The sequence below is a fragment of the Enterobacter sp. SECR19-1250 genome (assembly GCF_013391025.1).
GTDB classification, from domain to species: Bacteria; Pseudomonadota; Gammaproteobacteria; order Enterobacterales; family Enterobacteriaceae; genus Enterobacter; species Enterobacter cloacae.
Map to the genome: position 1 here is coordinate 1 of NZ_JACASJ010000025.1, position 13,081 is coordinate 13,081.

The 13,081-nt window shown below is 57.0% G+C and carries 14 protein-coding genes; 12 read left to right on the forward strand and 2 right to left on the reverse strand.

The features are described 5' to 3' along the window. Positions 1 to 16 precede the first annotated feature (16 nt). The 12 genes from virB9 (at position 17) to HX884_RS08980 (ending at position 11,109) form a co-directional block, all read left to right on the forward strand. Entirely contained in the window at positions 17 to 937 is a 921-nt protein-coding gene (gene virB9, locus HX884_RS08925) for a P-type conjugative transfer protein VirB9 (RefSeq protein WP_178328002.1), read from the forward strand. Then, entirely contained in the window at positions 934 to 2,130 is a 1,197-nt protein-coding gene (locus HX884_RS08930) for a TrbI/VirB10 family protein (protein ID WP_178328003.1), read from the forward strand. The genes virB9 and HX884_RS08930 overlap by 4 nt, the downstream gene beginning before the upstream one ends. A gap of 3 nt (positions 2,131 to 2,133) precedes the next feature. Next, positions 2,134 to 3,183: a P-type DNA transfer ATPase VirB11 gene (virB11, locus tag HX884_RS08935; RefSeq protein WP_000342114.1), complete on the forward strand. Its 1,050-nt coding sequence runs from the start codon at positions 2,134 to 2,136 to the stop codon at positions 3,181 to 3,183. After that, the gene (locus tag HX884_RS08940; protein WP_001776111.1) at positions 3,170 to 3,571 is read left to right on the forward strand and encodes a cag pathogenicity island Cag12 family protein; all 402 of its coding nucleotides are present in this window, start codon (positions 3,170 to 3,172) and stop codon (positions 3,569 to 3,571) included. Before virB11 ends, HX884_RS08940 begins: the two co-directional genes overlap by 14 nt. Before the next feature lie 90 nt (positions 3,572 to 3,661). Beyond that, a complete protein-coding gene (locus tag HX884_RS08945) occupies positions 3,662 to 3,979 on the forward strand; it encodes a TrbM/KikA/MpfK family conjugal transfer protein (protein WP_000683352.1) in 318 nt (105 codons plus the stop codon). 26 nt (positions 3,980 to 4,005) lie between these two features. Next, on the forward strand, positions 4,006 to 4,341 hold the full coding sequence (locus tag HX884_RS08950; RefSeq protein WP_001776113.1) for a hypothetical protein: 336 nt from the start codon (positions 4,006 to 4,008) through the stop codon (positions 4,339 to 4,341). Continuing rightward, positions 4,317 to 4,625 carry a hypothetical protein gene (locus tag HX884_RS08955; RefSeq protein ID WP_001776114.1) on the forward strand — a complete coding sequence of 103 codons (309 nt, stop codon included), beginning with the start codon at positions 4,317 to 4,319 and terminating at the stop codon, positions 4,623 to 4,625. Before HX884_RS08950 ends, HX884_RS08955 begins: the two co-directional genes overlap by 25 nt. Beyond that, positions 4,622 to 6,823: a type IA DNA topoisomerase gene (locus tag HX884_RS08960; RefSeq protein WP_001776115.1), complete on the forward strand. Its 2,202-nt coding sequence runs from the start codon at positions 4,622 to 4,624 to the stop codon at positions 6,821 to 6,823. The genes HX884_RS08955 and HX884_RS08960 overlap by 4 nt, the downstream gene beginning before the upstream one ends. Next, a complete protein-coding gene (locus HX884_RS08965) occupies positions 6,820 to 7,212 on the forward strand; it encodes an H-NS family nucleoid-associated regulatory protein (RefSeq protein ID WP_178328004.1) in 393 nt (130 codons plus the stop codon). The genes HX884_RS08960 and HX884_RS08965 overlap by 4 nt, the downstream gene beginning before the upstream one ends. 708 nt (positions 7,213 to 7,920) lie before the next feature. Further along, entirely contained in the window at positions 7,921 to 9,828 is a 1,908-nt protein-coding gene (locus tag HX884_RS08970) for a type IV secretory system conjugative DNA transfer family protein (RefSeq protein WP_178328005.1), read from the forward strand. A 14-nt stretch (positions 9,829 to 9,842) separates the two neighbouring features. Further along, entirely contained in the window at positions 9,843 to 10,589 is a 747-nt protein-coding gene (gene mobC, locus HX884_RS08975) for a MobC family replication-relaxation protein (RefSeq protein WP_001776118.1), read from the forward strand. Next, positions 10,582 to 11,109 carry a phospholipase D family protein gene (locus HX884_RS08980; RefSeq protein WP_001776119.1) on the forward strand — a complete coding sequence of 176 codons (528 nt, stop codon included), beginning with the start codon at positions 10,582 to 10,584 and terminating at the stop codon, positions 11,107 to 11,109. Before mobC ends, HX884_RS08980 begins: the two co-directional genes overlap by 8 nt. A gap of 32 nt (positions 11,110 to 11,141) precedes the next feature. Here the strand turns inward: HX884_RS08980 and HX884_RS08985 are convergent, their stop codons facing one another. Further along, positions 11,142 to 11,573 carry a hypothetical protein gene (locus HX884_RS08985; RefSeq protein WP_001776120.1) on the reverse strand — a complete coding sequence of 144 codons (432 nt, stop codon included), beginning with the start codon at positions 11,571 to 11,573 and terminating at the stop codon, positions 11,142 to 11,144. 479 nt (positions 11,574 to 12,052) lie between these two features. Next, positions 12,053 to 13,018 (reverse strand): ArdC family protein, encoded by a 966-nt coding sequence (locus tag HX884_RS08990; protein WP_178328006.1) that lies wholly within the window; start codon positions 13,016 to 13,018, stop codon positions 12,053 to 12,055. Positions 13,019 to 13,081 lie beyond the last annotated feature (63 nt).

A 13,081-nucleotide genomic window follows, 5' to 3' on the forward strand; every position in this document is an offset into this window, starting at 1 on the left:
CCATCAGCAAAAGGGGATGATAAGTTTATCACCACCGACTATTTGCAACAGTGCCCTGATGTGTGCCCTCCTGCTGACCGCCGCGTCAGCATGGGGTGCGGCGACACCGCGCGGCAGCGCCTATGACAGCCGCATGCAGAACATCCCCTACAACAGCCAGAACACGACAGTGATTAACACGCGGGCGGGTTACATCACGACGCTGGTTTTTGACGCCGACGAGGAGGTGATCACCGCCACCGCTGGTTTTCCGCAGGGCTGGACGATCACATCCGACCGTAACCGCGTGGGGATTAGCCCCGCGCCGGTGAAGCAGCCGGTAACGGATGCGGACGGCAAAACCGTCCAGAAGATTTTCACCCCCACGCAGCAGGACTGGCAGACCAACCTGTTTGTGACCACCACAAAGCGCGACTACAGCCTGATGCTGAACGTGATCGATAACGATCGCGAGGCGGGAAATCTGGCCTTTGTGGTGCGCTTCAGCTACCCCGACGATACCCGCAGGCAGAACGACGCAGCCCGCCTCGCCCGTCAGCAGGAGCTTCAGGCCGCGCAGGAGAAAGAACGCATTCAGTTTGCCCTGAAGAAATCCACTGCGCCGCGCAACTGGAACTACACCCGCAGGGTGGCGGCAGGTTCGGAGTCGATCACCCCGGATTTTGCGTATGACGACGGCCGGTTTACCTATCTCGGCTTTTCACCGCAGAAGCTGATCCCGTCGCCGACCGTCATCGTCGGCGGCAGCGAGCAGGTGATCACCCCGACCTTCAGCACCGAGGGTAACTACCGGGTGATGGTACTGCGCTCTCTTTCTCCACGCTTTGTGCTGCGCTACGGCAGCCAGGTCGTGGGGATTGAAAACGGCAGTTACGGGAAAGTCACCGTGGCGAACGGCAGCACCGTCTCACCGGATGTGAAACTGGAGAGCAAATGATGAACGAACAGGAAGACATTAAAACCGCCGCCGAACTGGAGGCGGAAGCCCGCGAGCGGGCGCGGGCAGAGATTGACGGCGATAAACCCGCCGCAGGCGCGGTGCCACCCGGACAGCCACAGGTGGTGCAGCACGCGAAACGCCGCAGCCGCCGCACGCTCGTGCTGGCCGCCATCAGCCTGGTGTTACTGGTCATTATCGCCACCGGCGGGGATTACCTGATGGCGAAACTGAAGGGTGACGGCAGCGGGAAAAGCGCGAGCCATGAACCGGAATCGCACGCCACCTCCCCCGCCCGCGAGCGCAATAACCTCGGACGGGATCTGAACCCGCTGGGACAGCTGGCAGACACAACCGGCCAGGAGAAGACTACTCCGACTGATACCGCCGCGCCACCGCAGGCATCACCGCCCCCCCTGACGTTTGACAAGGTCAGCGCCCTGGCAGACAGCGCCCCAACCACTGCAAGCAGCGCCCCGAAAAGCACGGCCAGCAGTAACGTATCACCTGCGGGCAGCGCGTCCGCGCCAAGCTCTGCAACACCCGCCGGGCAGTCGCAGGATAACGGGCTGGCGCGCATTACCGGCGTGAAGCGGCTCGGCCTCGATCCGGATTTGTACATTCCGGCCGACCGGCATATCCCCTGCGCGATGATGCAGCGCTTTGTATCGGACGTGGGCGGGCGCTTTAACTGCCTTATCAGCGAGGACATTTACAGCGCCAGCAACGCCGTGCGCCTTATCCCGGCAGGCACTGAGGCGCGCGGCCTGTACCGCACCGGCACGCTGAAAAACGGGCAGGGGCGTCTGTTCCTCGCCATCACCGAGCTACGCACGCCGGAACCCGGCCGCCTAGTTATTCCGATGGTTGACAGCCAGGCCGTGGGGGCGCTGGGCGAGAACGGCGTCGCGGGCTGGATAGACAATCACTGGCTGGAGCGGATAGGTAATACCCTCCTGCTCGGCACGGTACAGGACTTTGCCGCTGCGGCCTCCGGCTCGTCGCCGGGCAAGGATCGCAACACGGACTACACGGAGAACACCCGCGCGGCCACGGCGGAAATGGCAAAAACGCTCCTGGAAAACAGCATCAACATCCCGCCGACGATGTACCTCAACCAGGGTGACGTGATTGGCCTGGTCACGGGGGCGGACATTGATTTTTCAGACGTCTACAGACTGCGCATGAGGTAAGCGATGGACGATAAACTGACTGATACCCCGTCAGAGGGCAACGTCGCGCTGTCACACCTGCGCGATCTGTTGTTCGGGGACTACCTGAGCCGGGAGGGGCTGACGGAAATTGCCATCAACCGCCCCGGAGAGCTGCACACAAAAATCAACGGGGCGTGGGAAATGCACGCCTCGCCGGTCACGCTGCGCCAGTGCTCGTCCTTTGCCAGGGCGCTGGCCGTGTGGAACAACGACACCATTGATGAAACGTCGCCTATCCTCTCGGCCACGCTCCCTACAGGAGAACGCTGCCAGATAGTGGTGCCCCCGGCCTGTGAGCGCAACACCATCTCAATCACCCTGCGTAAGCCGGACTACTTCCAGCGCACCCATCAGTCGTATATCGATGCCGGGTTTTATGACCGGGTGCAGGGTACAGAAAAGGTGGAATCAAAAGACGGGGAGCTGAGCCGCATATACCTGTCCGGGAATATCCCGCTTTTTATGGAAAAGTGCGTGGAGTACGGCAAAACGCTCTTTGTGGTGGGGGAAACAGGCTCTGGGAAAACCACCTACATGAAGATGCTGCTGCACTACATTCCCGAGACGCTGCGCCTTATCACCATCGAGGACAACCCGGAGCTGAAGTTTTACAGCCAGAAAAACTACGTTCATCTGTTCTACCCGGCGGACGCCGGAGAGGGCGCAATAGTCACCTCTGATCGCCTAGTGCGCGCGATTTACCGTATGAACCCCGACCGCCCCCTGCTCGCCGAGGTGCGTGGCCGCGAGGCGTGGGACGCACTCAAGCTGATTGAGTCCGGGCACGAGGGGTTTATGTCCTCCCTGCACGCGGGCAGCCCGCGCGAGTGTATCTCCGGGCTGATAGACCGCTGCTACGAGCATCCGGCGTGCCGGGGCATGCCGGTTGACGTGCTGCTGCGCAAGGTACTGCACTGCGTCGACGTCATTGTGAGCGTGGACGTTCACGGCAACGTGCGCCGCATGAGCGACGTCTATTTTAAACCCCTGCACATGCAGGCTATGAAGGAGAGTTTCAATGATGCTGCCTAAACTGACCGGCCTGACGGCGATCGTCGTCCTCCTGGCGGGCTGTTCTTCGCCGCCGGAGCCTGCGGCCGTTGACTGGTCACAACCGGCGCAGCCGGTAACGACCACCCGGCCGGTATGGGAACCCAACCGTCTTATCGTGGCCTCGCCGGTGACGGAAGGGCACTGGTCGCAGGTGCTTGCGCGTTTTGAACCCGGCGGGATTTACCCGGCCGCACAGTGGTACGCGGTTGCGCACGCCTCGCGCGCGGTAGTAAATGCCCCGGACGGCCAGCGCTTCTTTGCGGCCAAAACCTGGCTCCGCGAGGGCGGCTACAAGGGTGTGGTGGAGTTTCGCCCCCGCTCCGGCTGCCTGACCTGCGACACCTCAGAAATCGTCTTCTACCGATAACGGCGGCGACGGTCTGAGTCCTTCAGACCGTCACCGGCGTTGAACAACCAACGGGCGTTAGCGCCCTGCTTCCCTTCAGAGGAAATCATCATGAAACACACCGTAATCACGGCGGCGCTGCTGTGCGCCCTTACTTCTCCGGCGTTCGCCGCCGATGGCCAGAATGCCGACCCGAATGACCCGTGCGCGATGGTGCTGTGCCTGGCCGGAAAGCTCGACGGCAGCAGTCCCGCCGAGTGTGACCCGATGTACAAAAATTTCATGAGCATCAAAAAGAAAAAAAAGGGGTCGTTTTTACCCGATCACACCGCCGCAGCGCGGCAGAAAAAACTGAGCGCCTGCCCGTCCGCTGACAGCGCCATTGTCGGCAAGATCATCTCGAAATTTGGCCGTATGAACGGTTGGTAAAACGGCAGCCGTAAAGGAGACACCACGTGATTAATCAAACCGTTTCTATTAATAACTTTTCCGGGCTGCTGAAAGATGAGGAGCTTCCTGCAGGTGATTTGCAGACGGTGCTGCTCGTTTTGTCGGAAATCAGCCAGAAACAGGATCATTTTCAGGCCAACACGTCCGAACTCGTCCAGCTCGCCGCGCAGCACTCGCCGACCTTCCAGGCATTACCAGCAGAACGTCAGTCGTTCTTCCGCTCCGTGCTCAGTATGCCGGTCTTCTTTTACACCGTTCCGCTGAGCGACGACGAGGCGGCGGAATGGGAAAAACTCGACGATAAGGATGCACTCCAATGGCAACAAAAACCGGATTTATAGCCCCGCCGTGGCCGCATGTGCGTGGTGATTCCGTTAGTGCCGCGAGCCTGATTTCTCGCATCGAGAAAGAAGCGCATCGCGGCTGCGGCCTGCATTACGAAATCTACCAATATCGCGCCCTGTGCGAATTGCACGATGTTCTGACCAATCTCAGCGTCCGTGATGCTGAGACGTTCATGACAGTAGCGGCGGATCATGGCTTTAGTCTGTCTGATAACGACTTTCAGGAAAGTCGAATGATGTACTTCGAAACGATGGATGAAATCAGGAGAGATCAAGAATGAGACTGTGGATTGCAGAAAAACCCGCAGTCGCGAGCGATATCGCGAAAGCGCTGGGCGGCAACTTCACCCGGCACGACGGCTATGCCGAATCGGCGACCGATATCGTGAGCTACTGCGTCGGCCACGTGCTGGAAATGGTGCCCCCGGAGACGATCAACCCGGCCTACGCCACCTGGTCGCTCGACACCCTGCCGCTGAAGCTGTACCCGGTACAGCTTCAGCCAAAAGCGAGCGTGGCAAAGCAGGCTAATACCCTGGTGAAGCTGATTCGTCGCCCGGATATCAAAATGGTTGTCCACTGCGGCGACCCGGACGACGAGGGGCAGCTCCTGGTTGACGAGGTGCTGGAGTTCGCCGGAAACACCGCGCCGGTGAAACGGGCGCTTATTAACGACAACACCGCGCCAGCGGTGAAAAAAGCCATCAACTCCCTGCGCGATAACAGCGATTTTCGTGGGATGTACCTGAAAGCCCTGATGCGCAGCGCAGGAGACGCGATTTTTGGCTTCAGTATGAGCCGCTGTTACACCCTCAAAGCCCGCGATAAGGGCTATAAGGGCACGATTTCGGTTGGCCGCGTCCAGACGCCGGTGCTGGGAATGATTGTGCGCCGGTGGCGCGACAATCAGGCGCACAGCGAGGCGTTTTACTACCAGCTCGCAGGGCAGTTTATCAGCGGTACGGACGTTGTCTGCGCCCGCTGGCAGACGTCCGAATACGCGCCGGTGGACGATAAAAAGCGGCTGACGGATAAGGCCTGGGGGGAAGGACTCGCGAGGGCTCTGGCCGGAAAACCGGCCAGCGTGCTCGCGGCCGCCACCGACCGGGGAAAAACCACTGCCGCACCGCTGCCGTTTAACCTGCTGCGCCTCCAGGTGTATATGAACCGCAGGCACAAACTGACCGCGCAGCAGACGCTCGATATCACGCAGAAGCTCAAGGACAGTAAATACATTACCTACAACCGCTCTGACTGTTCTTATCTGTCCGATGAACAATTCAACGACGCGCCACAGGTGGTGGCGGCCTTAAAAACGCTCGACGTTTTTAACGGCCTTACCACCGACACGGCGCAAAAAAGTGCGGCGTTTGACAGTAAAAAAGTCACCGCCCACACCGCCATTATCCCGACGACGAACATGCCGGATTTAAGCCGCCTTACCGACAAGGAAAAGGCGGTTTATCTCGCCATCGCGCAGTTTTATCTCGCGCAGTTCGTGGCGAAAAAGCGCTATGACGAGTCGATCGCGGAGATTAAATGCGGTGACGAGATGTTTAAAGTCTCGGCGCGTAAAACCACGGATGCGGGTTTTACGACGTTCCTGAACGACGCGGAAGAAGACGACGAGGAGGACGAAAACAGCACCGCGTTTGAGGCCATCAGCCGCCTGCAAACCGGGGCGACATTAACCTGCCGCGAGGTGGTGATTTCGGAGAAAAAAACTAAACCGCTGCCGCTGTTTACCGAGGCGACCCTGCTCGCTGCCCTCGTTCGCGTGGCCGATTTTGTCGCCGATCCGCGCATTAAAAAATTGCTCAAGGAGAAGGATAAAGACAAAAAAGATGAACACGGCGGCATCGGCACACCGGCGACCCGCGCGGCCATTATTGAGACGCTGAAAACCCGCGATTACATCACCGTGGAAAAGGGCAAATTTATCCCAACTGCCGCCGGGCTGGCGTTAATTGATGCTCTGCCCGACTCGGTGACGCAGCCGGATATGACCGCCGTATGGGCTGAAAAACAGGCGGCGGTTGAAACCGGCGAAATGACCATCGAGCGCTTTATTGATGGTCTTTACGCGGAAGTTTCCCGCCTGGTTGAGAGCGCCGATATTGCCATCAGCGCGACGGAAAAACAGCCCGTTAAAACGGCGCTTAACCGCCTCGCGGTTAAATGTCCGTCGTGCGGTTCTGAGCTGGTTATGACGCCGAAAACCTGCGCCTGTACGGGCTGTCAGTTCAAAATATGGCTGGAAGTGCGCGGCAAAAAGCTAACGGAAAAACAGGCCGAGAAGTTAATCGGCAAGGGCAAAACCGACGTTATTAAAGGTTTTAAATCGAAGAAAAACGACGACACCTATTCGATGATCGTCACGCTGAAAAACGCGCAAACCGGGGAACTCGGTTTTGAATATCCACCACGCGATCCGCTGAAAGGATTGAACGTATCTATGCCGAAGGAGCTGAAATTATGAACCGTATCCAGGACGAATTAACCTCAGAGCGCGCGCTGAAAAAGTTTTTACGTGAAAGTGATTTTGCCTTTCTGGAGATGCTGAGTGCACGTATTTCAGCAGCACTTGATGAAAAACGCGCAGAGCATATCGAGCAGGAAAAGCTACGCCGACAGCGGGAAGAAAAGCGCAATGAATTGCTGGCGCTGATTGAATCGGAGGGCTTTTCACCGACAGAGCTGGTTAGTACAAGTCTCGCCAAAAAGTCGGCAAAACGCAAAGCTAAATATCAGTATTTTGAAAACGGCGTGCATAAAACATGGTCAGGCGTCGGACGCGTGCCGGTTGTAATTCAGCAAGAACTTGACGCCGGAAAACCTCTTGAATCCTTCCTTATTACCACCGACTAACAACGGCACCGGGTCGGTTTTGACCTGGCTTGTCAGGCTTCGAAGACTGGCGAGCATGGCGATTCAATTTTGAAAAAATTGCTAATCGACAGGCCGCCTGAGTCTGCGAAGTGGCAGGAGGCGAGTAAATTCAATTTCGAAGAAATTGCTAATTTGCGTCGCCGATTCCACTTTTTGAGCGCTCACCCCAAGTGAGCCGAAAAAAGCCGGGGGGGGCCGAATAAATTTTGCCGCCCCAGCGAGCAAAAAGACGCGCCCACGCGTCGGTTTATTTGGGGGGCTTGCCCCCCACACCGTCGTGCCTAAGTCTCCGGCCAAAAGCCGGTAGCGTGGCGCGACCACCCCCTAAAAAGCCTAGTTTCCCTTTAATTCGTCTTGTGAGGAACGAACAAGGCGAAGAAAAGGGCTAAAACAGGCGTCTTTTAGGGGGTGGTCGCGCGTAGCGCGCGACGGTGTGGCCTCTTTTGACCTTGGGGGTTTTGGCCGGGCGTTCAGCCAGGACATTACCCCCATGCGACATGCAGTAAGGGCGTCCAGCCCGCACGTAATGCCGCACGCCGTTAGATCGCGGGAGTGTACCTCCTGCGATCATGGCCGCTTGGCGGCCACTTCTTTTGCAGCATGGAATCGGTCAGTCAGAACGATCACAACCTGTGACCGTTCTGACTGACCGATGGTGCTGACCGAATTTAAGTGAAGGAGAATATCGTGATATTCGACAAACTGAATCATTTGCTGTCGCCGATAGCAAATGCCGTCCTGGCCTTTATCGCCTTTTTGCAGGCGCATCAGCTGGCGTTAGCACTGCTGTCCGGCGTCATGCTGCCTTTTATATTTTCTGCGAAACACGGCGGTCAGGAAAAGCCGACGTTTCTGCAAAGGATCTTAATTCTGCTTTCCATGATCTGTTTTGTTTTCGGCTCGATAGCGCCAGTGGCCGTTTGGTTTTTACAGCGCATTTATGGCCGGAAAGATATCGCCAGTCCGCCGCTGCTTACCTGGACAATGGCGCTACTGTTTACCGTCGCCGGTTTTATTCTGCACGTGGTTTTACAGCGTTTGATCTCGCCTGAATTTGATAAGGTCAAACGCGGCATGGTGAAAAAAACCAGCATGGAGCGCGACCGCAGAACCGACGTTCGCAGGGTAAAAGAAATTTTACCCGTCACCACCGAATACGATCCGATGGATTACATCGATCTGACTAAGGGGATTTTTATCGGGCTGAGCCGCGAGGGTGAGCCGCAATATATTCCGTTAAAAGAATGGCAGACCCAGCACGCCGACATTATCGGCACCACTGGTGCCGGTAAAGGCGTCGTAACCGGTATTCTGCTTTATCAGAGCATCCTCGCCGACGAGGGCGTTTTTGTTCTCGACCCCAAAAACGACGAGTGGGCACCGCACCTGTATAAAAAAGCGTGCGCGGACGCCGGAAAACCCTTTGTGCTTATCGACCTGAATAAACAGGAATACCAGATGAACCTTATCGACGGTATCACCGCCGACCATCTGGAGGAATTATTCGTGGCCGGTTTCAGTCTGGCGGAAAAAGGCGAGGCGGCGGATTTTTACCGTATCGACGACCGCAAGGCGGCGAGAACGGCGGCGCAGTTCGTGAAGGATAATCCGGGCGCAACCGTGCGGGATATTTATAACGGCGATTATGTTCAGGGCATTGGCGAGACGATTAAAGCCTTTCACGGTAAAACCGAGGAGCTGGCAATGCTCAACAGCATTAACGCGCCAGGCGGTTTTGCGCTGAAGGAGATTTTCGACAAGGGCGGCTGCTGCTACATCATCGGTTCGATGCGTAACTCTAAAATCATTACCGCGCAGCGCATGATTTTAGTTCGCCTGTTCCAGCTCGCGGAATTGCGCGACCGCGTCGCGGGGAATATCCGCCCCATCGCCATCTTTAAGGACGAGGTGAAATATCACCTTTCCAAACCGGCGCTCGAAGGGTTAGGCGCGGCACGCGATAAAGGCGTCCATATATTAATGGCGCACCAGTCAATTGCCGACCTGCGCGACTGTCCGGCGGATTTAAACGGCGACGCCGTGGTTGGGGCGGTCGTGGAAAACTGCAAGTTTAAGCTGGTATATAAACTTCAGGATCCAGACACCGCCGAATGGATTGCGCGCATGTCTGGCACGATTTTAGTCGATGATGAAAGCCGAAAAGTCACCACCACGGCGGTGCTGACAGAAAAAGTCGATAACGAGCGCATGCTTCGGCAGGCGGAAAGCTATTACATCGACAGCAATATGCTCCAGAACCTGCCGAAGTTCGTCAGCTATATCTTCAGCCAGAACGCGCTCGCGTTCCCGTCGTTAATCTCACCGCTCAAGGTTAAAAAAGCCCCACTGGAGCTGTTTACCCTGCCGCCGGTCGCAGTCGCTACGGTGGCAGAAGTTAAACCGGTGCTGGATCTGGATTTTGATAAAACGGTTCCGGCAGTTCCGGCACCTGACATTATTCCGGTCAGCGCAACAACCACCAAAAAACCCTCAGCAACGCCAATACCCACTCCGCCGGTGCAACCTGACGAGGAGTGGCTGATGGCATCACAGCCCGCTCCAAATGACGAAATACATTCGTTGCTGGATTTATAAAATAAGGAGTTTCTATGCTTATTTCGTCGTATCAGGAACGTTATGCACGCAGCACTGAAAAAATTCGCGTACTGCTGAATTTTCTCAAGGAGGAAACCTACAGCGATTTTCAAATCATAAAGCTGCTTTTTGATTTTAAATCTGACCGCCCTCTCTACCGGTTGTTGGAGAAGGTGGAGAAAATGGGGCTGATTCAGAAACACGTGCATGAATCCCGCGCGTCGAGAATATCCCTGTGGGGCATTACCGCCGACGGGCTGGCCGTTATCCTCACGGCGGACGACAACATAATGCCCGCCCGCTTTGAACCCTACCGCCTGACCGGCTGGTCACTCGACCATCACCTTGATAACCAGCTAGTGCGCCTTACGCTGGAGAAGAACGGCGCGACAGGGTGGATTAACGGCGACCGTTCAACGTTCCTCAGTCAGTACAGCGTCAAACACCGTCCCGACGGGCTTATCAGCCTGCCGGACGGCAGGCTGATCGCCGTTGAAACCGAACGACGTATCAAAACAAAGGCGCGCTATCAGTCCATCATGGCGAGCCACCTGCTGGCTATCAGCGATAAAAAATGGCGGTACGCGTTTTACGTCGCCCCGGACGAGGCGAAAAAGCGCGCCCTGAAGATTATTTTCGACAGCATCGCCAGCGTGATCGTGAAAAACCAGCATGTGCAACTGGAGGCAAAACACCGCGACGTCTTCCGCTTTTACACCCTCGATGAACTGAAAAACCTGGAGCTGGACAACTATGCGTAAAACCACCCTTCTGGTGCTGGCCGCCGCCCTCTGCGTGCCCGCGTTCGCCACCGCCGCGCCCGTCCTGACGGCGGGTTTTTCGCCGTCTGACGGGCGCCCTGCTCTTGAAATCGTGCTCGGCGCCATAAACAACGCCAGGCAGAGCATTGACGTCGCGGCCTACAGCTTCACCAGTAAGCCGGTCGCGACGGCGCTCGCCGGTGCTAACCGGCGCGGCGTGGCCGTGCGCGTGGTGGCCGACGAAAAGGCGAACAGCGACCGCTACACCGCCGTGACGTATCTGATAAACCAGGGCGTGCCGGTGCACCTTAACGGCCGTTACGCCATCATGCACAACAAGTTTATGGTGATCGACGGCAAAAACGTCCAGACCGGGTCGTTTAACTACACGGCAAGCGCCGTTTCACGCAACGCGGAAAACGTGCTGCTGATCGAGGATGCGCCGCAGCTGGCGGAGACGTACCAGCGAGAATTTAACCGCCTGTGGGATGAGGGCACCCCGCTGAATGCCCTGTACTGAATCAGCCCCGTCTGCGGACGGGGCTTTTTTTTTTACTCCACTTCCAGCCAGGCTTTGCGCCCTTCAAGATGCAGCGCTTTCAGCATGGCGATCACGTCTTCTGCTGAACGTCCGCCATAGTTGAGACGGGTCTGCTCCCCTTCAAACTCCACCACGATAATGGTGTCCAGCGTCACCGACAGCAGCTCGCGGAGATCACGTAGCGTCTGCCCTGTACTGCGTGAATGCATGCACTGGGTTATCCGGTTGGCCGCCTCCTGGCACAATCCCTCTACGGCCTCGCGATATGCCAGACGCTGATCGAGGTTGCCCTCGATGTCGCTGATCAGTTTAACCACCGCCGTTTTGACGGTTTTGATTTCAGGAAATTTCGTTTTTGGGGAGCCTGACTGCTCCAGCGGGGATACGCTGGTCGCCGGTGCAGCTTTAGGGGCGGTTGTCGGGGTGTGCAGGTTCATCGTCATGGTCGTTTCTCCGTCAGTGTGAATTTCGTCTTCGTATCGCCTGACGGTTCGGCCTGCCCGGAGTCGTTCTGGTCAGCAAGGGCGCGCAGCGTGCCATTTACCCTTGCTGACCAGGTTGTGACGGGGGACGATTACCGGAAGCTGATACGCAGGAGAAAGGCATCACAGGAGAAAATGACGATGTGCACACCCGGACTTACCGCCCCTTTAGCTGCGGCGGCGAAAGCCGTTACGTCATTTTTTACGTAAGACATCGCGCCGTTACGTATCCCAGATACGTAACGGCTGCCGCCTGAAAAAGGGTTCATTTTTTTTGAATCTGTCCTGTTTTTTTTCCCGTGCCGGCATCAGCTGCAGGACGTCCTGCAGCTGATGCCGGCCGCGTTACAGAATTATAAAAAACAGTGACTTATATAATTCCCTCCCTGATTCTCTCTCTTTCAAAAATTCTGAAGCCCTGCACCGCAGGGCTCCAGCTGTCAGCAGTCCATCAGCCAGCGGTGCGCTTTTGAGGCCGCTGCCGCCGCTTTAAAGATGTAGCGCTTGTCTCCCTTCAGGGCTTTCAGCCAGGACGCGATATAGCTTTCATGCTGCACCTCTCCCGTAATTCCCAAATCCGCCATCAGAAACGCGCTGCCCAGCTCGGCGATCAGTTCCTCAAACGCATACGCCTCAGAGCCAAACTTATTGCCTTTTTCACGATTGAGGCGGGACGCTGCCCCCGTCCAGTGAACCAGCTCATGCAGGCCGGTGGCGTAGAAGTTCGCCGCGACCGCGAAGCGGAACCGCTCCGGCAGGACGATTTCATCGGTGGCCGGACGATAGAACGCCTTTACGCCCTGCTCGGTGATTTTTGCCCCGCTCCGGGTCATGAGTGCTTCCGCCTGCGGCAGCGGATCGAAACCGGCAACCGGCTGCGGCACGCTCTCGATGCTCAGGCCGTCGATTTGCTCCACGTTAAACACGGTAAAGGCTTTCAGCATCGGGATTTTTTCGATTTCCCCGTCCTCGTCCTCTTTCTCCAGAGTCTTGTAAAAGATGGCCGTCGTGCCGTGTTCACCTTTACGAACCTGGCCGCCCAGCTCCTGCGCCTGTTTGTAGGTCAGCCAGCGCTCGTCCTGAAAACCCTGTTTTGCCGCACTACACCACAGCAGCATGATATTAATTCCGCTGTATGCCGTGCCGGTGCTGAAGTTGGCCGGTAATCCCGCCGCTGCGCCGTTGCGAACCCACGGGCACACCCACGGTTTAACGCCGCTTTCCAGGGCTGCAATGATGCTGTCCGTTACGGTCTGGTAAAGGTCTGTTTTGACTGCGCCAGCACGGGCTTTGCTTTTGCCCCTGGAAAATTTCGTTTTTGAGGAGCCTGACTGCTCCAGCGGGGATACGCTGGTCGCCTGTGAAGCTTTAGGGGCGGTTGTCTGAGTGTGCAGGTTCATCGTCATGGCTGTTTCTCCGTCAGTGTGAATTTCGTCTTCGTATCGCCTGACGGTTCGGCCTGCCCGGAG

Coding starts and splice junctions, on each gene's coding strand:
- HX884_RS08940 (WP_001776111.1), top strand. CDS start 3,170: ATGATGCTGCCTAAACTGACCGGCCTGACGGCGATCGTCGTCCTCCTG.
- mobC (WP_001776118.1), top strand. CDS start 9,843: ATGCTTATTTCGTCGTATCAGGAACGTTATGCACGCAGCACTGAAAAA.
- HX884_RS08980 (WP_001776119.1), top strand. CDS start 10,582: ATGCGTAAAACCACCCTTCTGGTGCTGGCCGCCGCCCTCTGCGTGCCC.
- virB9 (WP_178328002.1), top strand. CDS start 17: ATGATAAGTTTATCACCACCGACTATTTGCAACAGTGCCCTGATGTGT.
- HX884_RS08985 (WP_001776120.1), bottom strand. CDS start 11,573: ATGACGATGAACCTGCACACCCCGACAACCGCCCCTAAAGCTGCACCG.
- HX884_RS08945 (WP_000683352.1), top strand. CDS start 3,662: ATGAAACACACCGTAATCACGGCGGCGCTGCTGTGCGCCCTTACTTCT.
- HX884_RS08960 (WP_001776115.1), top strand. CDS start 4,622: ATGAGACTGTGGATTGCAGAAAAACCCGCAGTCGCGAGCGATATCGCG.
- HX884_RS08955 (WP_001776114.1), top strand. CDS start 4,317: ATGGCAACAAAAACCGGATTTATAGCCCCGCCGTGGCCGCATGTGCGT.
- HX884_RS08990 (WP_178328006.1), bottom strand. CDS start 13,018: ATGACGATGAACCTGCACACTCAGACAACCGCCCCTAAAGCTTCACAG.
- HX884_RS08930 (WP_178328003.1), top strand. CDS start 934: ATGATGAACGAACAGGAAGACATTAAAACCGCCGCCGAACTGGAGGCG.
- virB11 (WP_000342114.1), top strand. CDS start 2,134: ATGGACGATAAACTGACTGATACCCCGTCAGAGGGCAACGTCGCGCTG.
- HX884_RS08965 (WP_178328004.1), top strand. CDS start 6,820: ATGAACCGTATCCAGGACGAATTAACCTCAGAGCGCGCGCTGAAAAAG.